Raw genomic sequence first — 24,268 nt, forward strand, 5'->3', positions numbered from 1 at the left:
TGAGGCTTTCATGTTGGTATAACATAGCCAGTTTATTATTTTTAGCTTTTTTTAAGGGTCAGCGCTGGCTGTTAATGACAACAATTTTATGAAACATCGTGTATGAAAATAGTGGCTGATGAAAATATTCCCTTGCTGATGGAGTGCTTTGGGGCGATGGGGGAGGTGGTTGCTCTGCCTGGCCGGAACATTTCACCGGAGGATGTGCAGGATGCGGATGCTTTGCTGGTACGGTCCGTGACTAAAGTGAGTCGGCAGCTGGTGGAAAACAGTTCACTGAAGTTCGTCGGTACTGCCACAGCAGGTTTTGATCATATCGACCGGGAGTATCTGGCCAGCCGGGGAATTGCTTTCAGTCATGCGCCGGGTTGCAATGCCACGGCAGTGGTTGAATACGTTCTGGCGGCTTTGGATATTCTGGCAGAACGAGACGGTTTTGAACTGCGTGATCGAACAGTCGGCATTATCGGCAAGGGGCAGGTGGGTGGTCGTCTGTATCAGATGATGGAACGGCTTGGGGTAGAAGTGTGTGCCTGCGACCCCTGGCTGGCATTGGCAGAAGGCAACAGTGGTCGCTATGTCAGTGTTGATCAACTGATTGCATGTTCGGATGTCATTTGTCTGCATACCCCACTGATAATGGATGGCCCTTATCCAACCCACTATCTGATCGGTGAGCAGCAGCTTAAGGCAATGAAGCCGGGAACGGTGTTAATTAATGCAGGGCGGGGGCCTGTGATTGATAATGCCGCTTTAAAGCAGTGTCTGCGCGAGCGTGATGATCTGACCGTTGTGCTGGATGTCTGGGAGCATGAACCCGATGCTGACCCGGAATTGATGACTCGGGTCGATATTGCGACCCCCCATATTGCCGGATACAGCCTGGACGGAAAGATTCGCGGTACGGAAATGATTTACAAGGCACTGTGCCAGCACTTTGGGCTTCCTGCCAGGGTGCGGCTGCCTGCGATTACGCCATTGCCGGTACTGAAACAGATGAAGTTCAGTGAGGGAATGACCTTTTCAACCACCTGTTCCAGGGCGATCCGTTCTGTTTACGACATTCGTCGTGATGATGCCACGATGCGCAAGGGGCTGATAAGGGCTGAAGAATCTCAACGCAAGCTGACGTTTGATTTGCTGCGTAAGGATTACCCGGAACGTCGGGAGTTCAGCACACTGCGAGTGGAGTTGAAAGACTGTGCACCAGAATTAGTGCATATCTTTCAGGCATTGCAGTTCAGGATTGGTGATGAACTCTGAATGGAGTTCATGTTGCTCTCCTAGGAGCCTGTCGGACTTAAGCGTCCGTAGCGAGGATTGCGAGAAATTGAGGATAAAAATTTCTGCTTCTGAGGAGAATAGCGGGGCTATTTGACGAAGAAGCAGGAATTTTTAGACCAATTTATCGCAACCGCAGTAGGACAGTCTTAAGTCCGACAGGCTCCTAGATATTCAGAAAGTCCTGCCAGCAAACCAGAAGAGTTTTAAAGTCATCCAGCCCACAGTGGCTGATGGATTCATGGTCGTAATAGTCCAGGTCTTCCATCTCTTCACAGTCCATTTCGGTATCCAGCAGGGCGGCCCGAACTTCGGCGTGATCCCGCGTCAGATGAAGGCGATAGTCTGTGCCATCATCAAAATATTCCCAGCGCTGTCCTTTCTCCAGACTTTCAACCACCAGTAACAGGTGCTCCAGTTGTTGCCTGTTACTGCCCAGCTCATCGGTCAGCCAGATGCCCATTGCTTCATGGTCCATGGAGAACTGAGCTTCGGGACGACCGGAAAAGTTGCGCTGGAAATGATAGTCCATAGTTGTGTGATATCAGAGAAACCAATAAAGCGGGAAAGCTATTTTAGAAGGCTGCGCAGGTTTGCCAATAAGTAGTTCAATCAAAAATTAATCAATAATCAGGTTTTGATCGACCTGAATTCCCTGAAACTTTAAAAGCCTGCTGGACAGGTTCCTGAAAGGCCAGGTCAACTGGCAAGCGGGTGTGAGTACTGAAGCGTTCTTTTGCAGTGATGCCTCAAAGCAGTGTTATGCACCAGAATTATTCCCTGAATGTCGTTCACTTACGTTTTTGGTCTTATTTTGGTGCATGGATTATCGATGGCCGGAAACCTGAGGGTATTTTGCCACCGGCAACAAGCTGCCGCTCCGGTAAATCCTGTTGTGACAGTGCTTTGCGTGTTTTGGCATATCCCCTGCATGTGGGGAGGAAGAATTTGGTTCATCAAAAGGGGAATTAGCCGAAATGAGCGGGAAACAAACCCTGGTAGTGGTCGGTAATGGCATGGTCGGTCACAGCTTTATGGAAAAGCTGGTGGCTGCTGGTGGATTAGAGCAATACCAGGTGGTTGTTTTTGGTGAAGAACCCCGCCCTGCATACGACCGTGTTCATCTGTCCGAATTTTTCAGTGGTCGCAGTGCAGAAGATCTGTCCATGGTGCCTGAAGGTTTTTATCAGAAACACGGCATTGACTTGATTCTGGATGAAGCAGTTATTGCCATTAACCGTGATACCCGGGAATTAACCACCAATAAAGAGAGTAGTATTCATTACCACAAACTGGTGCTGGCTACTGGTTCTTATCCTTTTGTGCCGCCGGTACCGGGACATGAGCGGGACAACTGTTTTGTCTATCGCACCATTGAGGATTTGCAGGCCATTGCCAAAGCGGCTGGTAGCAGCAAGGTTGGCACTGTGGTCGGTGGCGGGCTGTTGGGGCTGGAAGCTGCCAAAGCGTTAAAGGATCTTGGCCTTGAAACCCATGTTGTTGAGTTTGCGTCCCGGTTGATGGCGGTCCAGGTGGATGATGGCGGTGGTGCCATGCTGCGACAGAAAATTGAAGCGTTGGGTGTGCAAATCCATACCGGCAAGAATACACGACTGATTACGGATGGTGAGGGGACTGTCCACCAAATGCAGTTTGCTGATGGTGAGGTTTTAAACACCGATATTGTGCTGTTCTCGGCGGGTATTCGCCCTCGGGATGAACTGGCAAAACAGGCCGGGCTGGTGATGGGTGAACGAGGGGGGATCGTTATCAATAACGACTGTCTGACCTCGGATGCATCGATTTACGCCATCGGTGAGTGTGCGTTGTGGGATAACCGGATTTTTGGCCTGGTCGCTCCCGGTTACCAAATGGCCCAGGTGGCCGTTGATCATATAACCGGTAAAGGCAGCAGCCAGTTTACCGGTGCAGATATGAGTACCAAGCTCAAATTGATGGGGGTGGATGTTGCCAGTATTGGTGATGCCCATGGCAATACGAAAGGCTCTCTCAGCTATCAGTTTATTGATGAGGAAAAACAGGTTTATAAAAAACTGGTGGTTTCCAAAACCAAAAAGCGGGTCTTGGGCGCGGTGCTGGTGGGTGATGCAGACGACTATGGCACGTTATTGCAAATGATGTTGAATGGCATTGTGCCACCGGCCAATCCGGCTGAGTTGATTTTACCTCAAAGCGATGCCAGTGCCAGTGCCAGTGCCGGACTGGGTGTTGCGGCACTGCCGGAAACTGTCCAGATCTGCTCCTGCTTTAATGTCAGTAAGGGGGATCTGGTCGATGCAGTGGCCGCAGGTTGCCAGGATATTGCTGCGCTCAAAGGATCAACCAATGCCGGAACCGGCTGCGGTGGTTGTGCCCAGCTGGTAAAACAGGTGCTCGACCATGAACTGACGCAACTGGGAGTCGAAGTCAAAAAAGATATCTGTGAACACTTTCCCCATTCACGACAGGAGTTGTATCACCTGGTCAGGGTGGGTGAGTTGACAACGTTCTCTCAGGTGATCGACAAGCATGGTCGCGGGATGGGCTGTGATATCTGCAAACCAACCATTGGTTCTATTCTGGCTTCCTGCTGGAACGATTACATTCTGAAGAGTGACCATGCCCCGCTGCAGGACACCAACGATTATTTCCTGGGGAATATCCAGAAAGACGGCACTTACTCCATTGTTCCACGGGTGCCCGGTGGTGAAATTACCCCTCAGAAGCTGATTGTCATTGGTGAAGTGGCCAGAGACTTTAACCTTTACACCAAAATCACCGGCGGGCAGAGAATTGATCTGTTTGGTGCCCGGGTGAATGAGTTGCCCGCTATCTGGCAGCGGTTGGTGGACGCCGGGTTTGAAACCGGACATGCCTATGGAAAATCCCTGAGAACGGTTAAATCCTGTGTCGGCAGTACCTGGTGTCGCTATGGTGTTCTGGACAGTACCAGTATGGCCATTGCCATTGAGCACCGTTATCGCGGGGTGCGTTCACCCCATAAAGTCAAAATGGCTGTTTCGGGATGCACCCGGGAATGCGCTGAAGCCCAGAGTAAAGATGTTGGTGTTATTGCCACCGAGAAAGGCTGGAATCTTTATGTCGGCGGTAATGGCGGTATGAAACCCAGGCATGCCGACCTGTTTGCCACCGAACTCGATGATGAAATCCTGGTGAAATATATTGACCGTTTCATGATGTTTTATATTCGCACCGCTGACCGGCTCCAGAGAACCTCGGTCTGGCTGGATAATCTGGAAGGTGGTCTGGATTATCTCAAGTCAGTGATTATAGACGACAGCCTTGGCATTAATCAGGCGCTGGAAGATGAAATGACCCATCTGGTAGGCACCTATCAGTGTGAGTGGAAAACGACACTGGAGAGTCCTGAAAAACTCAAGCGTTTCAGCCATTTTATTAACAGTGACCAGCCGGACAGCAATGTTGTTTTTGTCGATGAAAGGCATCAGATACGACCAGCAACAAAGCAGGAAAAAATACAGCTGAAGGAGGTTATCTAATGAGCCAGTGGACGACGATCTGCCAGGATGAACAGCTTTCTGCAAACCTGGGCATTTGCGCCCTGGTGGGTGCTTATCAGGTGGCGGTATTCCGGGTAAAGGATCAGGTGTTTGCCCTGGATAACTTTGATCCATTCAGTGGTGTCAATGTGATCTCCCGGGGCATTGTGGGGGATCTGCGCGGGCATCTTGTTGTGGCGTCGCCTATTTACAAACAGCACTTTGATTTAACCACCGGACAATGTCTGGAAGATGATACGGTCAGCCTCAATGTATTCCCGGTGCGAGTCCATGAAGGTGCCATACAGGTGCAGCCTGCACCGCTGGTAAGACCAGTTGCTGAGCAGGTTGCCTGATGAGCCATTATCAACAGCCGGATGGTCGGCAAAAACTGGTGGTTATTGGCAATGGCATGGGCTCGGTCCGCTTTCTTGAACAACTGTTTGCCAGTGGTCAGTGCCGTTTTCATGTGACCGTACTCTCGGAAGAGGACTGCCCGGGGTATAACCGGATTCAGCTGTCCAAATTGTTGGCGGGCAGTGTCGATCTGGACGGGATTCAGCTGAAAAGTGCCGCCTGGTATCAGCAGCAGGGTATCGAGCTACTGATGGGCGAAAACTACAAAGCGATCCGGATTGATCGCTCATTAAAACGGGTCGTCACTCACGGTGGTGATACGTTTGACTATGACCGTCTTGTTCTTGCCACTGGCTCTTTGCCCAATCAGATTCCGGTGCCCGGGGCGGACCTTCAGGGCGTTCTGTCCTTTCGCAGTCTGGCCGATGTCAACTTGATGCTGGAAGCGGGTCAGGGGCAGGCCGTGGTGATTGGCGGTGGTTTGCTGGGGCTGGAGTGTGGCAGTGGTCTGGCCAAACGGGGTATGTCGGTGACCATCGTCGATAATATGCCCATGCCCATGGCCCGACAGCTGGATGAACATGCCGGTGGGCTATTGCGCAAGGAACTTGAGGGCAGAGGCATTGCTTTTCGCAGCAGTGCTACGCTGCAATCCTATCAGGGCGTTGATGGTCGGGTTTGTGGTGTGCAGATTGACGGGGAATATCTACCCGCTTCGCTGGTGGTGGTGACTGCCGGTGTCCGGCCTAACATACAACTGATGCAGGAGGCAGGCCTGACATGCGACCGTGGGGTTCTGGTCAATGAGCGGCTACAGACGTCTGATCCGGATATCTTTACTGTGGGTGAATGTGCGCAGATGCAACTGACTGGCGGGCAGGAAGCGCAGTCATTGTTGTTTGGTCTGGTTGCTCCGGTGTATCGGCATGCGGAAATTGTTGCTGCATCGCTGCTGGGGGACCATGATCAAACGTTTACGCCAGTCCCCATTCCCACCAATTTGAAAGTTGATGGTATCAACCTGTTTTCCAGTGGTGAGTTCATTCCGTCTGACTCTGATCAAGTGATGACACTGGATGCTTCAGACGCTGGAATCTATCGCAAACTGGTACTTCAGAATAATCGCATCAAAGGTGTGCTCCTGTATGGTGATGTAACTGATGGCCTTTGGTACCAGGAGTTGATGGAGTCAGGCACTGATATCTCATCCATCCGGCAACAACTTATTTTCGGGCAGCGTTTTCTGGCTGCATGACGGTTCTGATTCAGGCAAACATCATGGCAGTAAATCAATTGGCAAAGGCTATCAATACAACATGTGCCTACTGTGGTGTGGGTTGCGGTATTTCCGCCAGGGTGGTTGATCCTGAGCTGCACCTGGTGGAGATTACCGGGCGGGAAGATCATCCTGCCAATTATGGTCGGCTCTGTTCCAAGGGCAGCGCCCTGGGGGAAACGGTATCACTGGACGGTCGTCTTCTTTACCCAAAAGTCCATGGTCGTCAGGTAGTCTGGTCTGAAGCCTTGGATCAAGTGGCCTCACGGCTACAGGAAACCATTGAAGAGTATGGGCCGGACTCAGTGGCCATTTATGGGTCTGGTCAGCTGCTGACAGAAGACTACTATGTCGCCAATAAACTGATGAAAGGGTTTATCGGCAGTGCCAATATGGATACCAACTCACGGCTCTGCATGGCTTCCACCGTGGCTGGCCAGAAGCGTGCGTTTGGTTCGGATACCGTACCGAATACTTATCAGGATCTGGAGCTGGCTAATCTGCTGGTGCTGGTGGGCTCCAATACGGCCTGGTGTCACCCGGTGTTATTTCAACGTATCCGGGCGATGAAAGAACAGCGGCCGGACATGAAAGTGGTGGTGATTGACCCGAGACGCACAGAAACCTGTGATCTTGCTGATCTGCATCTGGCGATAAAACCGGGGGCGGATGTATTGCTGTTTAATGGTCTGCTTGCCTGGCTTGCCGATCAGGGTGCTTTGGATCAGGACTATATTGAACAACACTGTCAGGGCTTCGATCAGGCGCTGGAAGTGGCCAGGGCCAGTGTTGGTGATATACAACAGCTGGCGGATGCCTGTGGTGTAGAGCAAAACGAACTTATCCGGTTTTATCACTGGTTTTGTACCACCGATAAAACCGTGACGGCCTGGTCGCAAGGGGTAAACCAGTCAGCAGCCGGGACGGATAAAGTGAATGCCATGATCAACTGTCATCTGGCTACCGGCCGTATCGGTCGTCCCGGCAGTGGTCCATTGTCACTCACCGGGCAGCCCAATGCCATGGGTGGCAGGGAAGTGGGTGGGCTGGCCAATCAGCTGGCCGCGCATATGGAATTTACGCCTGATGATATCGCCAGGGTCAGGCGTTTCTGGCAGGCAGCCAATATGGCACAGTCTCCGGGCAAGGCGGCGGTTGACCTGTTCAAGTCAATGGATCGAGGTGAAATACGTTTTGTCTGGATCATGGGGACAAACCCGGTTGTCAGTTTGCCGGACAGTAACCGGGTGATAAAGGCTCTGAAAAAATGTCCGACAGTGGTCGTTTCAGACTGCATTGAACACACGGATACGGCTGAATTTGCCGATATTTTATTGCCTGCAGCACCCTGGAGTGAAAAGGATGGCACGGTAACCAACTCTGAGCGGCGAATTTCCAGACAGCGTGCGTTATTTCCCACGGCCGGAGAAGCCAGGCCGGACTGGTGGATGATCAGTGAAGTGGCTGGCCGTCTGGGGTTTGCCGAGGCGTTTAACTATTCCGGCAGTGCTGATATTTTCCGTGAACATGCGGCACTGTCAGGCTATGAAAATAACCGGGAAGGAAAAGTCCGGGATTTTACCATTGCTCCCCTGGCCAATATTACTGACTCAGAATATGACGCTTTGGAACCGTTTCAATGGCCACTATCAGCGGTTCAGGGTGATGGTTCCGGGGCGCTGTCTGACACGCAGCCGGTAATATCAACAACAGCAAGCAAGGCACGATTTTTTAAGGATGGCGGCTTCTTCACCGGGAATGGCCGGGCCAATTTTATTGCCACTGATGTTCTGCGCCCCCTGAATGCTCCCGGCAAGTCTTATCCACTGTTGCTGAATACCGGGCGGGTGCGTGATCACTGGCATACAATGACCCGTACCGGGCGTTCAGCCCGGTTGAATCAGCATACCGATGAGCCGTTTCTGGCCATACATCCGAAAGATGCTGAAAGTTACCAGTTGCGTGATCAGGCGTTATGTCAGATTTCATCGGAATTTGGCAAAGCGGTGGTGCGAGTGCAGGTTTCTGATGCTCAACGGCCTGATGAAGTGTTTATGCCCATGCACTGGACACGCCAGCACAGTGAGACGGGCTTTTCCGGGGTGCTGGTGAATCCGGTGCTTGATCCAGTGTCCAAACAGCCGGACCTGAAGTATACGCCGGTGGCTGTTGAACCTTACCACACTGAGCAGTATGGCGTGCTTATCACTCGGGAGAGAGTAGCTTTTGGCGGCATTGATTATATGACTGAGGTCCGTATTGAAAATGGCTATCGCTATGAAATGGCGGGGAGCAACCTGGGTCAGTTATCACTGTTCTCAGGGCTCAATGACTATCAGAAGGTTGAGTTTACGGACAATACCGTTGGTGAGCGTCGGGTGGCCTGGTTTAGTGATGCACAGCTTCAGGCTATTTGGGTATCAAGTCAGGCGATATCTTCCTGTGATCGGCAGTGGTTACAGTTCTGGTTTTGTCAGACGGCCTCAATTGAGGAAGCCTGGTGGGTTCTGTCCGGCAAGCCTCCCCGGGGAGAAGATGCCGGCAGGCAGGTTTGTGCCTGCTTTGGGGTTGGTGAGAAGACCATCTGCCGGGCCATTGCTGAACATGGGTTGAGTGATCCTGTGCAAGTGGGCAGTCATTTGCAGGCAGGAACCAACTGTGGGTCCTGTATTCCTGAAATCAGAGGGTTAATCAAGAGAGGTTGACATTAGCCTTTGAATTTCGGACATAGGTACAACAACAAAACAAGTAACAGGGCAAGGAACTTAAAGAACTTTGGTTAGTCTCATAGCAATAGGGACAATCCGCAATAGGATTGCGCTATTGAGAGGACTCAAGAGGTTTATAATTATGAGTAACCCTTTAAATAACTCACCATCACTACACATTGGGGGTGCATCGCCACGTCCACCGGGCCAACATGATGGCGCTGCAAGAGGAGTCGGGGCATTAGGAGCAGACTCCGGATTCCCCAATAGAGCCCAAGATGGCATTCCCCGAAATTTTTTTGGCAGAGGTATTACCATCGCCGAGCAACACCCATCATCGGTACATCAAGGGGAATTGAAAATCGTTAATGAGGGACGTAGTTACATCGGTACTTATTTACCAACCGGCCCTATGGCGTTCATTCCATCAAATCGCGTCATCCGTGAAATTAACAACCCTGCTTGGCTGACCAATTCTCCCAGTGCCGTTTATACACCAGATTCTGGAGGAGCGATTGGACCTTCCCGTAACCCTGATGCCCCCGGCTTCAGTTCTGAGATTCAGGTGCCGGATCACTGGGTGAATCCGGGGGGTATGCAACCGTTTGCGCCTTCTTCCGATGGTCCCAAATTACCAAAACCCAGAACTCTCTAGACAAGTTACAAGCCCGGCCATGCTCAATTCTAGGAGGCTGTCCGAGAATAGCGCCCGTAGCGAGGATGGCAGAAAATTGAGGATAAAAAGTCGGGAATTTTTAGTGAATAGTGGTTCTATTTACTAAAAATTTCCGACTTTTTAGACCAATTTGCTGCCACCGCAGTAGGGCAGTCTATTCTCGGACAGCCTCCTAGGAGCTGTCGGTGTTTCCCGGCAATAATTAACACCAATTGCATTTTCTAAATATCTGTTGGTTTATGACTTGTCAGACAGTGATAGAATAAATGGTACGGGCTAAAAACAAATAAAAACACGGATATTCCTGTGCCTGAATGGGCATGGAAAAACTATAAAAATGAAAATTTACTCGGAAACAATCCAGGATATAAAAGTACTTGTCGAACAGAATGAAATCAGAGACAAGCAGGATATTGCACAATATCTGGACCGCTGTTCAGAGCTTGACCCTGTGGCAGAGGGTGTTTATGCCACGGTTTATAACCTGCCCGATGAACCGGATAAGGTGGTCAAGGTGTGTCCTGACAAAAAAGATGGCTATTACCTTTTCGCCCGATGGTGCATGACACCGGAAAACCAGAGCAACCCACACCTGCCTGTTATTCATCGTGAAGATGTCATTACCTTACCCTGCGGGATGGTGGTCAGGGTTTACGTGGTGGAGCGTTTGTCAGACTTTATGGATGATGGGGCGCGGGCAAAAGAACCCCGGCACTTTCATGACTATGACTTTGGCCTTTTATGGGGTTCCTGTAAGGCGGTTATGCAGTCTTTCGGCATGGATAACAGTGAGTTTCCCGAGGAAATCAAAACACTGGAAGTGTTTGTTGAAAAGATAAAAGTATCCAGTTCTGATTTGGTACAAAGAGCAGGCAATAATATCTCCGATGTGGTTGATGACAGTATCATTGAGTCCCATGAAGACTTTCTGCAAACACTCTTTGAGGTATTGACCCAACTGTCAACGGTGGGCTCAATGGACCTTCATGGCGGTAACTTTATGCTTCGGGGTGAGACGGTTGTGATTACTGACCCAATTGCCCACAGGTATTAAGTGCTGTTCTGAAAACTGAAGCTGAACTGGAGACGATAATATTGACAAATTGAGCTAATAGCATGTTCTGCTTTAGCCCTGATACTCTCAAACTCCTCTTTAGTTGGCAAAGTATCGTTATGGATGGTTATCTCTACATTGACCCATAACCATCTGCCGAGCCAGATCATGCTGATATTGATTTGCTGAGCGTCCCATTGTTCTGCGATGACTTTTTTTGCCGATTCTAACAGCTCTGGTGTTACCACATCTTTTAACAGCAATTGTTTAAAGTTTTTGTGCAGTGTCTTGAGGGGGAGCCCGACCAGAAACAGCAGTAGCCCTATGGTGAGTATGGAATCAATAAAAGGGGTAATCGGGTGACTATTTCCTAACTGGTAAGCTATGGCAAACGCTGCCGTGGCCGCTGCACTGACGGCAGAATCAACCAGCCACTCCTGGCATTCAAAATAGATCAGCGGGGAGGGTTTGGAACGATGAAGCAGAAAAAAAAGTGTGGCTGTAGCTCCCCCGATGATCGTTGAAAAAATCTCGTAAGCCAGGGCAAGGTCAAACTCCGGTATATACCCACCGGTGATGAGTTTGCAGATAGAAAAAGACAGTAAGGCAAGGCAAAGTCCCAGTAAAATAATGCCTTCAAAAAAAAGCATTAATGGCTCAAGGGTTGGGTAACCATAAGGGCTTTCAGGGGATGGCGGCAGCTTGACGATCTGGGATATCCTGACGTTTGCCATCATCGTCAAGGTACAAAGCAGGGAATAACAACCGTCCAGCAGTACAGCGTTTGAGCGGCTGTAGAAGGCTACGAGAATACCTGTCACTCCAAAAAAAAGTTCCAGCACAACAGAATAGCGCAGGATGTTGAGCTCATTTAGCTGTAGCCAGTGATACATATTGTGCTCATCATACATTTTTCAGGAGCGTTAAAATCTGCTCTTTATCATCTATTGTCGATGACTAAGCTATGAGACATTGCGCAGTCTCGAATGAAGCATTCATTCCCGGATTTTTAATTTGGTAATTACCTGGGCTCGCTTAAAGGCAATCATGGCAAATCAGGTATGATTTATAGCAAATCACAGAGCCACGTGTGCTTTATTCTGTGCTGAAAAAGCTGGGAGTTACATTATCCCTTCAGGTGTCTCAGCTTCAGGGATTAAGGGATAACTCTCCACGTTGGGTAGCTGGTAGTGCCACCACTCGGTTACCTGGGGCTTAAAACCGGCAATATTCATCACGCCTGCCAGCATAAGACGGTTGCGCTGTGCTTCTTCTGAAACCAGAGCGTTGCCATGATGGGCCAGCGGACGAAAGTCATCAAATTGGCTGCCCATGTCAAGCTCTCTGCCAAAACGGTCAGTGATGGTAAGATCTACCGCAACGCCTCTGCAATGAGGGCAGGGGTCGGATTCCGGGTTGCCAACATAGTCAGGGTTCGGCATGTGATGAAACAGGATGTGCTGTGCCGACAATGGACGAAAGGCATCCCAGATTTTGAGCCGGAGATTCAGTGGTCTGAGCAGCTCGGTCGCTTTCAGCAGGCAAGTCAGTGCGTCAGTATGCAGGAAGCATTGGCTGCTTTTGTAAATGGGCTTGCCGGTAAAGTTGTTGCTACTGGCATAGGTAATATCAAGGGTAACGGGGTGGTGCTTTTCGCTAAGTAGAACCAGATTGCCATTACTATTTATTGTCGTCACTGGAGTCTCCATACCAGGGCAAATAGCAAGCATAGTCACTATTTCACAGGTTTCCTGTATTTTTAGCGGGATATGGGGATCTGTTCGTCCTGAGCCAGTGGAAAGGCGAGAACTCCTGCCCCTCATCAGTTTGCCACTACCTGATAAACCAAATATATGAACTATCAGTAAACAAATCGGTCTTGTAGGCAAAACCCTTTATTCAGGTCAGCACGTTTATGGAAAGTCTTCATCAGCCAATTCCCAGGTGCACGCCACTGACTCATTGCGAGAAGAACTTTGGTTTGCAATTAGGGCCACAGTGCAAGGTTTATGCCCTGGCCGTTGTGCACCATGTTTTATGTGCCTGCGGCCAGCTGCTGCCCTACAAAAATGGTGATGCGAGTGCATTAAGCGCGCGTAAAATTGCCAAGTCCTGCGGTTCGGCCGTTGGTGAGATTACCTCGCCCGAGCTGTTCCAGAAAGTGGCCTGCGGGATGGGAATGGCCACCAGTTTACGTGAATATAAAGACCCGGTTGAGATGGTGTCGCTGCTCGACCATGCCTTTCGAGCGGAACGCCATGTCATCGTTTTTGTCCAGATGGACCAGGATACCAACAGTCACCCGGCCGCGTCCGACTGCCACAGTCAGTGGCTTGAGCACGCCATTGTGGTTGTCGGTTGGAGTTCAGACACTCTGACAACGCTTAAAGCCGAGGGTGATGTCAGTAAAGTGGAGTACAAAACGCTCAGCGTGACTTGTTTTAACCGATCCGGTGGTAAAGAAGACATCAGCCTGTCTGAGATCTACAACAGCTCCTGTCAGGTGGCGGAACAGAGAAAGCCTGAGCGTTTCTACAAACATTTGACTCTCAAGCACCATTTACCAGATCGTACTGTCAAGGACTCCTGGCTTGGCATCTGCGATTCATTTCGCAAAGGTAGGGATTCTTGCTACTGGCACGATTTTGATTCCAGCTACCATCTTTACCTCAAGCTTCATCGCGAAAAGTATCCCGATTTGTACATATCCTACGACTTGGATGCCTTATTCGACAGGGCTGCATCCGGGCTTATTCCTGAAATTGCTACCCGCGAATCGTTTTCGGACAACGGTAGTTTCAGAAAGAAACTGGTCGTTGTCTCATTGAAGACGACAGATGATACTAATCGTGCGTTCTGACTCCCGTGATGGGCATCGGATAACTTTGATTCTTGGCCGGGCTTGCGGCATGCGTTATTAATCTTGTCTCGAATATCAGCTGCGTTGGTCGAAAAAACGGAAGATATACAGGATCTTCAGGTGCCTTTATGGATGGCGTATCCGGGAATGGGAACAATCGGCCTGTGGATGTTGCCGGTCAGGATAACAAACCGATTTCATCAAAACAGCAAGTTGGGAGCGTGGGGGAGAATGCTGAAAAGGCGTTACCTGAGTCTGAGCTCCATCACCATGAAACGGGTTTAGTGGCACGCAGCGTATCCGGGACGGATCTCTCTGTGGGCTGGTCTAGCGCAGATGAAGACGCCTCCAGCGGGGATGAGGGCAACTCCAGCGGGGATGAGGACAGCGCAGACAGTGTTAACGGTGATGAAGGTTTTGCTGATGTTGAAATTCCCGGTCTCAACAGTAGTCTGGATTCTTTTTCCCGGACAGATGACGACGATAACGATATCATCTTCAGAGATGACAACTCATCCGGGATTGGAAGTGAGCCAACGACTCCCGGCGAGAAACCTGAAGACCAATGGCCGGTGGCTGCCAGCGCTGGAGAAAAGTTACCCAGGCAGGTCTCTCTGGGGGAAAATCCAGATAAGTCCAACGCTACTGCCAGTGAAATCAGCTGCAATAATAATGCTGAACCTTCAGCCTGCGAGACGTTCGTGGTCAGGTATTCACCCAGTGCCCCGGCAAAGAAGCCATGGATAATCCGAAGCCGCAGTATTGATGCCAGTGATGAAGAGGCTAAGGCGGTTTATGAGGCCGATCATCATGAGGCTCTGTTGCTCAGGTCGCTGAGCAGTGATTTTATTATCGGTTTTATTGGCTTTAACGGAATCATTGACACGAAGGACTACACCACGGAGCTGGTGCTCCAGGATGGCGGACTCAATATGGCCCGGGCGATCACTCAGGTGCTGCCGGATGAACGCGTCCCGACCATCGTTTCCTGGTTGTATGACCTGGCTCGTGGTCTGACGGTGCTGAAGCAGAACCGCATTTTGCACCGGGATATCAAACCTGCGAATCTGCTGGTTGATATGACTGCGAACCGTCTGCGGATCGCCGATTTTGGCAATGCCCACCGGGTGGTTGAGGACCGCTTTCCCCGCGATGCCTCAGGTTCTGCCCGCTATTCTGCGCCAGAAGTGAAAGAGTGCAAGCGACAGAATTACAGTGCTGATATTTACTCCGCTGGCATTTCATTTGTTGAGATTATGATGGATGCAGACTTGTTAACCATGCATACCTGGCAGGAATTTTGCCGAGAGAAGTTACCTGTAACACTTGCTGAACCTCATTATCAGCATCGGTCAGCTGCCGAGCTGGCGGCATTGATCAATGAGATGATTAAAAAAGATCCCAATGAGCGTCCCTGGTCGGAAACGATTGTTCACAGGCTGCAGGAGCATGGTTTGCAATCATAATACTGATCAGTATCAGAGCAGGGAAACTGAGGGTTACGTCAGTGTTGATGGTATCTGCTCCGGTTTAATAATGGGGTAGCTTGCAGCCTCCGGCAGTTGATAGTGCCACCATTCAGTATCTAAAGGGTCAAAGCCAGCAAGATTCATGACGCCTGCCAGAAGTAAACGGTTGCGCTGCGCGTCAGCAGAAATCTGTTTATTGCCATGGTGTGCCAGGGGGCGGAAGTCATCAAATGGGGTGCCCATCTCAAGCTCATGACCAAAATGGTCAATAATAGTGAGGTCAATTGCTATCCCTCGGCAGTGGCTGCACAGGCCGCTCTCCGGGTCGGAAACGTAATCAGGATCAGGAAAAAACCGGAATAATTCTGCCTGAGCCGTTTTTGGCCTGAAAGCATCCCATACTTTCAATTTCAAATTCAGTGGACGTAACAGCTCTGAAGCTCGTTTGATGCCTTGTGCGGCCAGTGGGTGAAGATAACAGTCGTGGCTTTTATAAATCGGGTGTCCGGTAAAATTCTTGCTGGTCGCATACGCCATTTCGATATCAATGCCAAACTGTTCTGCGGTAATGAGTTTCAGTTCTGTGGGCGCTTTCATGAAGACGATCTCACGTTTAATAGCAGGAGAATTGGCTGTGACCAGATAGAAAGAATGTATAGAACTCAGTGTTTCAAGCGCTGGCTTTATACGCAGGAGTTATTATTTATCTGAGTTTAGACGATGGGCAGAAAGGGAAAAGGTGTATAAGCCCGGTATCACTTTTGCGAGAGATACCGGGATAGAAAAGCAGCTGAGGATTAACTGCGATCAGCTACAGCTATGTAGTCACGTTTTGTCTCACCGGTGTATAGCTGACGAGGACGCCCAATGCGGTAATCACCACTGATCATCTCATGCCAGTGGGCAATCCAGCCCGGAGTTCGACCGGTAGCAAAGATTACCGTGAACATCTCGGTTGGAATACCCAGGGCCTTGAGAATAATCCCGGAGTAGAAGTCCACATTGGGGTAGAGTTTCTTCTTGATAAAGTACTCATCCTCCAGGGCGATTTTCTCCAGACGCTTGGCAATCCGGAACAGAGGGTCATCTTCAAGGCCCAGTTCCGTAAGCACTTCATCGCAGGTTTGCTTCATTACTTTGGCGCGAGGGTCAAAGTTCTTGTAAACACGGTGTCCAAAGCCCATCAGGCGGAATGGGTCGTCTTTGTCTTTTGCCTTGGCAATGTACTCATCGATATTGGCTTCATCCCCAATCTCGTTCAGCATCACCAGCACCGCTTCATTGGCACCGCCATGAGCAGGGCCCCAGAGGGCAGCAATACCGGCAGCAATACAGGCAAATGGGTTGGCTCCGGAAGAGCCTGCAAGGCGAACGGTGGAGGTGGAGGCATTCTGTTCATGGTCTGCATGGAGCAGGAAAATGCGATCCATTGCCTTGGCCAGAACAGGCTTGACTTCATACTCTTCACAGGGTGTGGCAAACATCATGTGGAGGAAGTTGCCACCATAGCTCAGGTCATTGCGTGGGTATACAAACGGCTGGCCAATGGAGTATTTGTAGGCCATGGCGGCAAGCGTAGGCATTTTGGAAATCAGGCGGTAGGCGCAGATTTCACGATGCACTTCATTGGTGATGTCCAGTGAGTCGTGATAGAACGCCGACAGGGCTCCGACAACACCACACATAACCGCCATTGGGTGAGCATCACGACGGAATCCGGAAAACAGATCGCACATCTGTTCATGGAGCATGGTGTGACGCATGATGGTGTTTTCGAACTTTTCCTTTTCCTGACGGCTTGGGAGATCTCCATAAAGCAGCAGGTAACAGGTTTCCAGATAATCAGACTGCTCGGCCAGTTGTTCTATTGGATAGCCTCGGTGCAAAAGGATACCTTTGTCGCCATCGATGTAAGTAATTTTCGACTCACAGGATGCAGTAGAAACAAAGCCCGGATCGTAGGTAAACAGACCGTTGGAAGTCAGCCCCCTGACATCAACAACATCAGGCCCGAGGGAGCCTGAATAAATGGGTAACTCCAGTGTCTGGTCCGTGCCGTCAATGGAGAGTAGAGCTTTCTTGTCAGCCATTTATGGCCTCCTGTCATGCCGTTTGGTCTCGTTATAGTTACTTTAGATGGATACTTTTTACAAAAAGAAGCCGGAAAAAATCACAAATAAAGCCGGGAGTCTGTTTGAAAATATTCAAATTAGTTGTAAGTAGCTCCCTTTTACGGTTCGACCACTATAGAGACATAAAATTTTTTGTCAAACGAACTGATTATGAATGTAATCCGTAACTAATCTATGAAAATCGGCTTGTTCTTTTAGGGGTAATTGCCTAATAAAGTGAGCAATTGTAATTACCTGTTAGAGTGTATATACTCGGATCGCGAAGTCGTAAGGGTTGGTTCTTCGGTCCACCGGCTTTAAATTGAGGGGAAATCGTATATTTCGCATTTAGCGTTTCTCCACTTGCTTGTCGTAGGGTCCAGAGAACCTGGATGTTCTTGCTGATTCTGCTGTGTACGCCACCGAGCGTTGGGGCAAATAGAGTGAATAGCAAAAGACCTGTCAATCTCGATATAACAACAATCAAATTACCCCTGCCTGCATACACTTCGATATTGCACCGCATATCGGGTGTCATCCTGTTTATTGGTTTGGGTTTTCTTCTGTACGGACTGGAATTGTCCCTTGCTTCTGAGGAGTCATTTGACGCACTCAAGACCTTGCTGTCAGCTCCCCTGGCAAAATTTATAATCTGGGGCATTCTGTCTGCCCTGATTTATCATTTGATTGCCGGAGTGAAACATCTGTTGATGGATATGGATGTGGGTGATGGCAAGGAGTCTGGAAGTCTCGGATCTATTGTGACTCTGGTTCTTTCATCAGTGCTGATTATCCTTGCGGGGGTTTGGGTATGGTAACCAATATCACCAATTTGTCCCGCAGTGGACTTTATGACTGGATGCTGCAAAGGCTGACGGCAGTGGTTCTTGGTGTCTATTCAGTGTTTCTGCTGGGCTACCTGATTATCAATCCGGATCTGCAGTATAGCCAGTGGGGTGAGCTTTTTGATGAAACCTGGATGCGGATTTTTACCCTGCTGGCGTTGATCTCTATCCTGGCTCATGCCTGGATCGGTATGTGGACGATCACCACTGACTATTTTAATGATCGCGCTTTTGGCAGTAAGTCTGTCCTTATCCGTTTTCCTTTGCAGGTTGTGTGCTTTATTGCCCTGTTCAGTTATGTGATCTGGGGCGTGCAAATTCTTTGGGGGCTTTAACCGATGTCAGCACTTCGTACCCTGACCTATGATGCCATCGTTATAGGTGGTGGGGGAGCGGGCATGCGTGCCGCGCTCCAGCTTACCCAGGCTGGAATTAAAACGGCCTGCGTCAGTAAAGTATTTCCTACCCGTTCTCACACGGTATCCGCTCAGGGTGGTATCACCTGTGCGATTGCCAGTGCCGATCCCAAAGATGACTGGCGCTGGCATATGTTCGATACAGTGAAAGGCTCCGACTATATTGGCGACCAGGACGCTATTGAGTATATGTGTTCGGTGGGTCCGCAGGCAGTTTTCGAGCTGGAGCATATGGGCTTGCCATTCTCCCGGACTGAAGAGGGCCGAATTTACCAGCGTCCGTTCGGAGGTCAGTCCAAAGATTTTGGTAAGGGTGGTCAGGCTGCCAGAACCTGTGCAGCTGCAGACCGTACTGGTCACGCACTGCTGCACACCTTGTATCAGGCTAACCTGAAGGGCGGCACAACCTTCCTTAATGAGTGGTATGCCGTTGATCTGGTGAAGAATCAGAAAGGTCAGGTTGCCGGTGTTATCGCCATTGATATTGAAAGTGGCGAAACCGTTTATATCAAAGCTAAAGCCACAGTCATGGCCACCGGTGGTGCAGGCCGTATTTACGCTTCCACTACCAATGCCCTGATCAATACCGGTGACGGTATCGGTATGGCTTTGCGTGCCGGATATCCAATGCAGGATATGGAGATGTGGCAGTTCCATCCTACAGGCATTCATGGTGCAGGCGTACTGGTAACAGAGGGTTGTCGGGGCGAAGGTGGTTACCTGATTAACAGTGAAGGCGAACGCTTTATGGAGCGTTATGCGCCAAACGCCAAAGACCTTGCTGGCCGCGATGTCGTTGCCCGTTCTATGGTGATCGAGATTCTTGAAGGGCGTGGTTGTGGTCCCAATAAGGATCACGTTCTGCTGAAGCTGGATCATCTGGGTGAAGAGACACTGAACCTGCGTCTGCCCGGTATCTGTGAACTGTCTAAAACCTTTGCACATGCCGATCCTGTGAAAGTGCCGGTACCTGTGGTGCCCACCTGTCATTATATGATGGGGGGGATTCCTACCAATGTTGGCGGTCAGGCTCTGCGTCAGGATGGGGCCGGTAATGATGAAGTGATTGAAGGCCTTTATGCCTGTGGTGAGGCGGCCTGTGTTTCTGTTCATGGTGCCAACCGTCTGGGTGGTAACTCTCTGCTGGATCTGGTGGTCTTTGGTCGCGCTGCAGGCCTGCAGATTGAGAAAAACCTGAAAGATGGCTTTGACTCTGTGGACGCCTCAGACAGTGATGTGGAAGCAGCCTTGTCACGACTTGATCGCCTGAACAAATCAAGCAGTGGTGAAAGCGTTGCCAAAGTGCGTGCTGACCTGCAGAATACCATGCAGCTCTATTTTGGTGTGTTCCGTGAAGGTGAGAGCATGCAGAAAGGTCTCAAGCTGCTGGATGAGCTGGGTGAGCGGCTGGCCAATCTGCATCTGGAGGACAAGAGTCAGGCATTCAACACCGCCAGGGTTGAAGCACTTGAGTTGGAAAACCTGTATCAGGTGGCTTATGCAACAGCTGTTTCTGCCGAGGTCAGAACAGAGTCCCGTGGTGCTCATGCCCGTAATGATTACCAGGAGCGGGATGATGAAAACTGGCTGGCGCATTCGCTTTACTCACCGATTGATCAATCAGTAAGTAAGCGTGCTGTTAACTTTGCTCCGGCAACCATGGAGGCATTTCCTCCCAAGGCAAGAAGCTACTGAGGGAGAGAGGCTTATGAAGGTAAGTATCTATCGCTATAACCCGGAAGCCGACAAAAAGCCCTACATGATGGACTTTGATGTCGATATCCCGGAAGGTCGGGACCTGATGGTTCTGGACGTTCTGAATCTGATTAAAGAGCAGGATCCAACGCTGGTTTACCGACGTTCCTGTCGAGAGGGTGTTTGTGGCTCCGATGGCTTGAGTATTGGCGGTACCAATGGTCTGGCCTGCATTACCCCTTTGTCAGAAGCTGTCAGGGGAAATAAACTGGTGATTCGTCCGCTGCCCGGGTTGCCAGTAATCAGAGACCTGGTAGTTGATATGAGTCTGTTCTACAAACAGTACGAAAAGATCAAGCCATACCTGATTAACGATACGCCAGCGCCAGCCATTGAACGGCTCCAGTCCCCGGAAGACAGGGAGAAACTGGATGGGCTTTATGAGTGTATTCTTTGCGCCTGTTGCTCAACAGCCTGTCCTTCCTTCTGGTGGAACCCTGACAAATTCGTTGGCCCCTCCGGCCTGCTGCAAGCTTATCGTTTTCTTGCCGATAGCAGGGATACAGCGACAGAGGAGCGTCTGGCAGATCTTGATGACCCATTCAGTGTTTTCCGTTGCCGGGGGATCATGAACTGTGTCAATGTCTGCCCCAAAGGCTTGAACCCGACACGGGCAATTGGTCATATCAGGCAGATGTTGTTTAAGAGTGCAACATAGTATAGTTGTGGGTCATTCCAACCTGTCGTTGCTGGTTGGTGATATTAGAGTGCCCCTGTGAAGTCTTTTTCCGGGGCACTCAAGAACCATAGAGCTGAAAAGTCAGCTATGCTCTGTCAGGAGAGTGCAGGCGACCTCTGACAATACAAAGCCTGTAATTGAATATATTTTTAAACTAAATAAATTGTGCTGCTGCCATCCGGAATTATGGGGCCGCAATAGCTTGAACCAGCAGGGGTGGTCGGAAAACATCCGACCCTATCTGAGGGGGATCGTTCACTGACTGGCTATCGACATCATCAGTGACCTCTGTTTTTCAGCCAGTCAGGGTTGTCAAAGCAGATTTCCCGGGATAAGCCCCAGACTCACGGGGTAATGATCATGCAAGAAGGTGTAATGCAGCGGATGTGGAGTTCTTCCCACATTGCAGGGGGAAATGCTGCATACGTCGAGGATATGTACGAACGCTATCTGCGCGATCCCAACAGCGTAGAAGTACAGTGGCGTGACTATTTTGAAAAGTTGCCCCCGGTAAGTGGTGGTGGAGCAGATGTTCCACATTCTACCATCCAGGAAAATTTCATCCTTATGGCGCGTCAGCGTCAGACTACCCGCCCGATTCAGACTTCATCGGTTTCCAGTGATCATGAACGCAAGCAGGTTCAGGTTTTGCGTTTGATCAGTGCTTTTCGGATTCGCGGTCATCAGCAGGCTGTTATCGATCCTCTCGGTGTGATGAAACGGGAAGAGTTTCCTGATCTATCCCTGGCATACCACGGTCTCAGTGAAGCGGATCTGGATACCGAGTTTCATACTTCAACGCTGTTTATTGGCAAGGAACACGCTTCTCTCCGGGAAATATACGATGCCTTAAAAGCCACCTATTGCCAGTCAATTGGTGTCGAATATATGCACATTCCCCAGACAGAAGAACGTCGCTGGTTTCAGAGTCGTATGGAAAGTGTTCGCAGCCGCCCGGAAGTAGGAGTAGAAGCCAAGCTGCACTTGCTGGAACGATTGACTGCAGCGGAAGGTCTGGAAAAATACCTGGGGACCAAGTTTCCCGGAACCAAACGGTTTGGCCTGGAAGGTGGTGAGTCTCTGATCCCCATGCTGGATGAGATTATTCAGCGCTCCGGCTCCTATGGTTCGAAGGAGCTGGTGATCGGCATGGCTCACCGTGGCCGCTTGAACGTACTGGTCAATATTCTGGGTAAGAAGCCCGGAGATCTGTTTGACGAATTTGAAGGCAAGAAGCTGGTTGAACGTGGCTCCGGTGATGTGAAATACCATCAGGGCTTCTCTTCCAATGTGATGACGCCGGGTGGTGAGGTTCATCTTGCCCTGATGTTTAACCCATCGCATCTGGAAATTGTTACCCCGGTGGTTGAGGGTTCGGTCAGAGCCCGTCAGGACCGCCGAAAAGATTCAGTGGGCAACAAAGTAGTCCCAATTGCCATTCACGGTGATGCCGCTTTTGCGGGGCAGGGTGTTGTGATGGAAACCCTGCAAATGTCTCAGACCCGTGCCTATAAAACCGGTGGCACCATCCATATCATCATTAACAATCAGGTTGGCTTTACCACCAGTTTCCGCGAAGATGCCCGTTCGACGGAATACTGTACCGATGTTGCCAAGATTGTCGGGGCACCGATTCTTCATGTTAACGGTGATGACCCTGAGGCGGTTCAGTTTGCCACCAAACTGGCCCTTGATTACCGCATGGAGTTCCATAAAGACATTGTTGTAGACCTGGTCTGTTACCGTCGTCGCGGGCACAATGAGGCGGATGAGCCGTCCGCCACTCAGCCGATGATGTACAGCAAGATTAAATCCCACACGACCACCAGGGATCTTTATGCCAAGGTTCTGCTGGGCGAAGGTGTGATCAGTGAGGCGGCTGATAAAGAGCTGGTAGAGAGTTTCCGTAATGCCCTCGACAACGGTGAGCATGTGGTCAAGGCCCTGGTAAAAGAGCCTAATAAAGAGCTCTTTGTGGATTGGGCACCCTATCTTGGTCACGAATGGACTGCCCGTCATGATACCCGTGTCGCCGTGGGAACACTGCAATCATTAGGCCAGAAGCTGTGTGAAATTCCCGAAGGTTTTGTGCTGCAGCGCCAGGTCAGCAAGATCGTTGAGGATCGTCGCAAAATGGCGGCAGGTGCCCTGCCGATTAACTGGGGGTGTGCTGAACTGCTGGCCTATGCGTCACTGCTGATGGAAGGCAGTGAAGTTCGAATTACCGGGCAGGATGTTGGTCGGGGAACATTTTCGCACCGCCATGCGGTATTCCATAACCAGAAAGATGGCTCGACCCTGGTGAACCTGACCAAACTTTCCCCGGAGCAGCCACGATTCCAGATCTGGGACTCATTCCTGTCCGAAGAAGCGGTTCTGGCTTTTGAGTACGGCTACGCAGCAACAACGCCCAATGCACTGGTTATCTGGGAAGCTCAGTTTGGTGATTTTGCCAACGGTGCCCAGGTGGTTATTGACCAGTTTATTTCCAGTGGCGAGCACAAGTGGGGGCGCCTGTCAGGCCTCACCATGCTGCTGCCCCATGGTTATGAAGGTCAAGGGCCGGAGCACTCATCGGCCAGACTTGAGCGATTTCTGCAGCTGTGTGCGGAACACAACATTCAGGTCTGCGTTCCGACAACGCCAGCCCAGGTGTTCCACATGTTGAGACGGCAGATGTTGCGTCCGCTGCGTAAACCGTTGGTGGCATTTACCCCCAAGAGCCTGCTCCGTCACAAACAGGCCACCTCCTCTCTGGAAGAGCTGGCAGAGGGCAGTTTCCAGACGATTATCCCCGAGGTTGACGGTCATGAGCCATCAGCGATCACCCGGATGATTATGTGCTCAGGAAAGGTCTACTATGACCTGCTGGAAAAGAAGAGAACGGAAGGGCTGACTGATACGGTGATTATCCGCATTGAACAGCTTTACCCATTCCCTCAGGACGATTTGGATGAACTCATTGTCAGTTATCCAAACCTGAAAGATGTGGTCTGGTGTCAGGAAGAGCCAATGAACCAGGGGGCGTGGTACTGTAGTCAGCATCATATGCGTCGCTCAGTTGCCGTTCATCCGAATAAAACAATGAGTCTCAAGTACGCAGGGCGCGAAGCATCAGCCGCTCCGGCATGTGGCTATATGTCAATACATGCCCAGGAACAGCAGCAATTGGTAAATGATGCTTTCAGCATTTGAATAATGATAATTTACTGCTCATGCTGAGCAGTAATATTGGTTAAACGGCCAGCAGGTACTATTTA

19 protein-coding genes are annotated in these 24,268 nt (G+C 50.3%); 14 read left to right on the forward strand and 5 right to left on the reverse strand.

Translation table 11 applies throughout. The features are described from left to right. The first annotated feature begins 102 nt into the window (after nt 1–102). Entirely contained in the window at nt 103–1,263 is a 1,161-nt protein-coding gene (gene pdxB, locus CX664_RS11410; RefSeq protein WP_101746854.1) for a 4-phosphoerythronate dehydrogenase PdxB, read from the forward strand. Nucleotides 1,264–1,447: 184 nt separating this feature from the next. On the opposite strand, the gene CX664_RS11415 is transcribed toward pdxB, so the two are convergent. Next, nucleotides 1,448–1,813, reverse strand: coding sequence for a YacL family protein (locus tag CX664_RS11415; RefSeq protein WP_101746855.1), 366 nt, complete (start codon nt 1,811–1,813; stop codon nt 1,448–1,450). Nucleotides 1,814–2,258: 445 nt separating this feature from the next. On the opposite strand from CX664_RS11415, the gene nirB reads away from it, so the two are divergent. The 6 genes from nirB to CX664_RS11445 all read left to right on the forward strand — a co-directional run bounded on the left by nirB (nt 2,259) and on the right by CX664_RS11445 (nt 10,873). Then, nucleotides 2,259–4,802: a nitrite reductase large subunit NirB gene (nirB, locus tag CX664_RS11420; RefSeq protein ID WP_101746856.1), complete on the forward strand. Its 2,544-nt coding sequence runs from the start codon at nt 2,259–2,261 to the stop codon at nt 4,800–4,802. Beyond that, the gene (gene nirD, locus CX664_RS11425) at nt 4,802–5,158 is read left to right on the forward strand and encodes a nitrite reductase small subunit NirD (protein ID WP_101746857.1); all 357 of its coding nucleotides are present in this window, start codon (nt 4,802–4,804) and stop codon (nt 5,156–5,158) included. The genes nirB and nirD overlap by 1 nt, the downstream gene beginning before the upstream one ends. After that, nucleotides 5,158–6,414, forward strand: coding sequence for an NAD(P)/FAD-dependent oxidoreductase (locus CX664_RS11430; RefSeq protein WP_101746858.1), 1,257 nt, complete (start codon nt 5,158–5,160; stop codon nt 6,412–6,414). Before nirD ends, CX664_RS11430 begins: the two co-directional genes overlap by 1 nt. Before the next feature lie 23 nt (nt 6,415–6,437). Beyond that, entirely contained in the window at nt 6,438–9,140 is a 2,703-nt protein-coding gene (locus CX664_RS11435) for a nitrate reductase (RefSeq protein WP_101746900.1), read from the forward strand. 145 nt (nt 9,141–9,285) lie between these two features. Then, nucleotides 9,286–9,798, forward strand: a complete 513-nt coding sequence (locus tag CX664_RS11440; RefSeq protein WP_101746859.1) for a hypothetical protein — start codon at nt 9,286–9,288, stop codon at nt 9,796–9,798. A gap of 358 nt (nt 9,799–10,156) precedes the next feature. Continuing rightward, complete coding sequence (locus tag CX664_RS11445) at nt 10,157–10,873, forward strand: hypothetical protein (protein WP_101746860.1); 717 nt, start codon at nt 10,157–10,159, stop codon at nt 10,871–10,873. On the opposite strand, the gene CX664_RS11450 is transcribed toward CX664_RS11445, so the two are convergent. Together CX664_RS11450 and ddpX (CX664_RS11455) are read right to left on the reverse strand one after the other, a co-directional pair. Beyond that, a complete protein-coding gene (locus CX664_RS11450) occupies nt 10,870–11,766 on the reverse strand; it encodes a cation efflux transmembrane domain-containing protein (protein WP_180966466.1) in 897 nt (298 codons plus the stop codon). The genes CX664_RS11445 and CX664_RS11450 overlap by 4 nt on opposite strands. Nucleotides 11,767–11,994: 228 nt before the next feature. After that, nucleotides 11,995–12,570: a D-alanyl-D-alanine dipeptidase gene (gene ddpX, locus CX664_RS11455; protein WP_101746901.1), complete on the reverse strand. Its 576-nt coding sequence runs from the start codon at nt 12,568–12,570 to the stop codon at nt 11,995–11,997. 218 nt (nt 12,571–12,788) lie between these two features. Here ddpX (CX664_RS11455) and CX664_RS11460 point away from each other — a divergent pair, with 218 nt between their 5' ends. Together CX664_RS11460 and CX664_RS11465 are read left to right on the forward strand one after the other, a co-directional pair. Then, the gene (locus tag CX664_RS11460; RefSeq protein ID WP_101746862.1) at nt 12,789–13,733 is read left to right on the forward strand and encodes a hypothetical protein; all 945 of its coding nucleotides are present in this window, start codon (nt 12,789–12,791) and stop codon (nt 13,731–13,733) included. 128 nt (nt 13,734–13,861) lie between these two features. Continuing rightward, nucleotides 13,862–15,199 (forward strand): protein kinase domain-containing protein, encoded by a 1,338-nt coding sequence (locus CX664_RS11465; protein WP_101746863.1) that lies wholly within the window; start codon nt 13,862–13,864, stop codon nt 15,197–15,199. A 33-nt stretch (nt 15,200–15,232) separates the two neighbouring features. Here CX664_RS11465 and ddpX (CX664_RS11470) read toward each other — a convergent pair whose 3' ends face one another. Both ddpX (CX664_RS11470) and gltA read right to left on the reverse strand, forming a co-directional pair. Continuing rightward, nucleotides 15,233–15,799: a D-alanyl-D-alanine dipeptidase gene (ddpX, locus tag CX664_RS11470; protein ID WP_101746864.1), complete on the reverse strand. Its 567-nt coding sequence runs from the start codon at nt 15,797–15,799 to the stop codon at nt 15,233–15,235. A gap of 200 nt (nt 15,800–15,999) precedes the next feature. Then, nucleotides 16,000–17,292, reverse strand: coding sequence for a citrate synthase (gene gltA, locus CX664_RS11475; RefSeq protein WP_101746865.1), 1,293 nt, complete (start codon nt 17,290–17,292; stop codon nt 16,000–16,002). 413 nt (nt 17,293–17,705) lie between these two features. Here gltA and sdhC point away from each other — a divergent pair, with 413 nt between their 5' ends. From sdhC to CX664_RS11500, 5 genes are all read left to right on the forward strand, one after another. Further along, nucleotides 17,706–18,131, forward strand: a complete 426-nt coding sequence (gene sdhC / locus CX664_RS11480) for a succinate dehydrogenase, cytochrome b556 subunit (RefSeq protein WP_101746866.1) — start codon at nt 17,706–17,708, stop codon at nt 18,129–18,131. Then, nucleotides 18,125–18,493: a succinate dehydrogenase, hydrophobic membrane anchor protein gene (sdhD, locus tag CX664_RS11485; protein WP_101746867.1), complete on the forward strand. Its 369-nt coding sequence runs from the start codon at nt 18,125–18,127 to the stop codon at nt 18,491–18,493. Before sdhC ends, sdhD begins: the two co-directional genes overlap by 7 nt. Before the next feature lie 3 nt (nt 18,494–18,496). Beyond that, nucleotides 18,497–20,269, forward strand: a complete 1,773-nt coding sequence (sdhA, locus tag CX664_RS11490) for a succinate dehydrogenase flavoprotein subunit (protein ID WP_101746868.1) — start codon at nt 18,497–18,499, stop codon at nt 20,267–20,269. Between the two features lie 13 nt (nt 20,270–20,282). After that, nucleotides 20,283–20,987: a succinate dehydrogenase iron-sulfur subunit gene (locus CX664_RS11495; protein ID WP_101746869.1), complete on the forward strand. Its 705-nt coding sequence runs from the start codon at nt 20,283–20,285 to the stop codon at nt 20,985–20,987. Between the two features lie 381 nt (nt 20,988–21,368). Beyond that, complete coding sequence (locus CX664_RS11500) at nt 21,369–24,203, forward strand: 2-oxoglutarate dehydrogenase E1 component (RefSeq protein ID WP_101746902.1); 2,835 nt, start codon at nt 21,369–21,371, stop codon at nt 24,201–24,203. The last annotated feature ends 65 nt before the right edge of the window (nt 24,204–24,268 follow it).

Origin of the sequence: Endozoicomonas acroporae (assembly GCF_002864045.1) — a bacterium.
GTDB classification, from domain to species: Bacteria; Pseudomonadota; Gammaproteobacteria; order Pseudomonadales; family Endozoicomonadaceae; genus Endozoicomonas; species Endozoicomonas acroporae.

Excerpts from the sequence above, each read along its gene's own strand:
- pdxB (WP_101746854.1), top strand. The coding sequence starts at position 103 with ATGAAAATAGTGGCTGATGAAAATATTCCCTTGCTGATGGAGTGCTTT.
- CX664_RS11415 (WP_101746855.1), bottom strand. The coding sequence starts at position 1,813 with ATGGACTATCATTTCCAGCGCAACTTTTCCGGTCGTCCCGAAGCTCAG.
- nirB (WP_101746856.1), top strand. The coding sequence starts at position 2,259 with ATGAGCGGGAAACAAACCCTGGTAGTGGTCGGTAATGGCATGGTCGGT.
- nirD (WP_101746857.1), top strand. The coding sequence starts at position 4,802 with ATGAGCCAGTGGACGACGATCTGCCAGGATGAACAGCTTTCTGCAAAC.
- CX664_RS11430 (WP_101746858.1), top strand. The coding sequence starts at position 5,158 with ATGAGCCATTATCAACAGCCGGATGGTCGGCAAAAACTGGTGGTTATT.
- CX664_RS11435 (WP_101746900.1), top strand. The coding sequence starts at position 6,438 with ATGGCAGTAAATCAATTGGCAAAGGCTATCAATACAACATGTGCCTAC.
- CX664_RS11440 (WP_101746859.1), top strand. The coding sequence starts at position 9,286 with ATGAGTAACCCTTTAAATAACTCACCATCACTACACATTGGGGGTGCA.
- CX664_RS11445 (WP_101746860.1), top strand. The coding sequence starts at position 10,157 with ATGAAAATTTACTCGGAAACAATCCAGGATATAAAAGTACTTGTCGAA.
- CX664_RS11450 (WP_180966466.1), bottom strand. The coding sequence starts at position 11,766 with ATGTATCACTGGCTACAGCTAAATGAGCTCAACATCCTGCGCTATTCT.
- CX664_RS11460 (WP_101746862.1), top strand. The coding sequence starts at position 12,789 with ATGGAAAGTCTTCATCAGCCAATTCCCAGGTGCACGCCACTGACTCAT.
- CX664_RS11465 (WP_101746863.1), top strand. The coding sequence starts at position 13,862 with ATGGATGGCGTATCCGGGAATGGGAACAATCGGCCTGTGGATGTTGCC.
- ddpX (WP_101746864.1), bottom strand. The coding sequence starts at position 15,799 with ATGAAAGCGCCCACAGAACTGAAACTCATTACCGCAGAACAGTTTGGC.
- gltA (WP_101746865.1), bottom strand. The coding sequence starts at position 17,292 with ATGGCTGACAAGAAAGCTCTACTCTCCATTGACGGCACGGACCAGACA.
- sdhC (WP_101746866.1), top strand. The coding sequence starts at position 17,706 with ATGTTCTTGCTGATTCTGCTGTGTACGCCACCGAGCGTTGGGGCAAAT.
- sdhD (WP_101746867.1), top strand. The coding sequence starts at position 18,125 with ATGGTAACCAATATCACCAATTTGTCCCGCAGTGGACTTTATGACTGG.
- sdhA (WP_101746868.1), top strand. The coding sequence starts at position 18,497 with ATGTCAGCACTTCGTACCCTGACCTATGATGCCATCGTTATAGGTGGT.
- CX664_RS11495 (WP_101746869.1), top strand. The coding sequence starts at position 20,283 with ATGAAGGTAAGTATCTATCGCTATAACCCGGAAGCCGACAAAAAGCCC.
- CX664_RS11500 (WP_101746902.1), top strand. The coding sequence starts at position 21,369 with ATGCAAGAAGGTGTAATGCAGCGGATGTGGAGTTCTTCCCACATTGCA.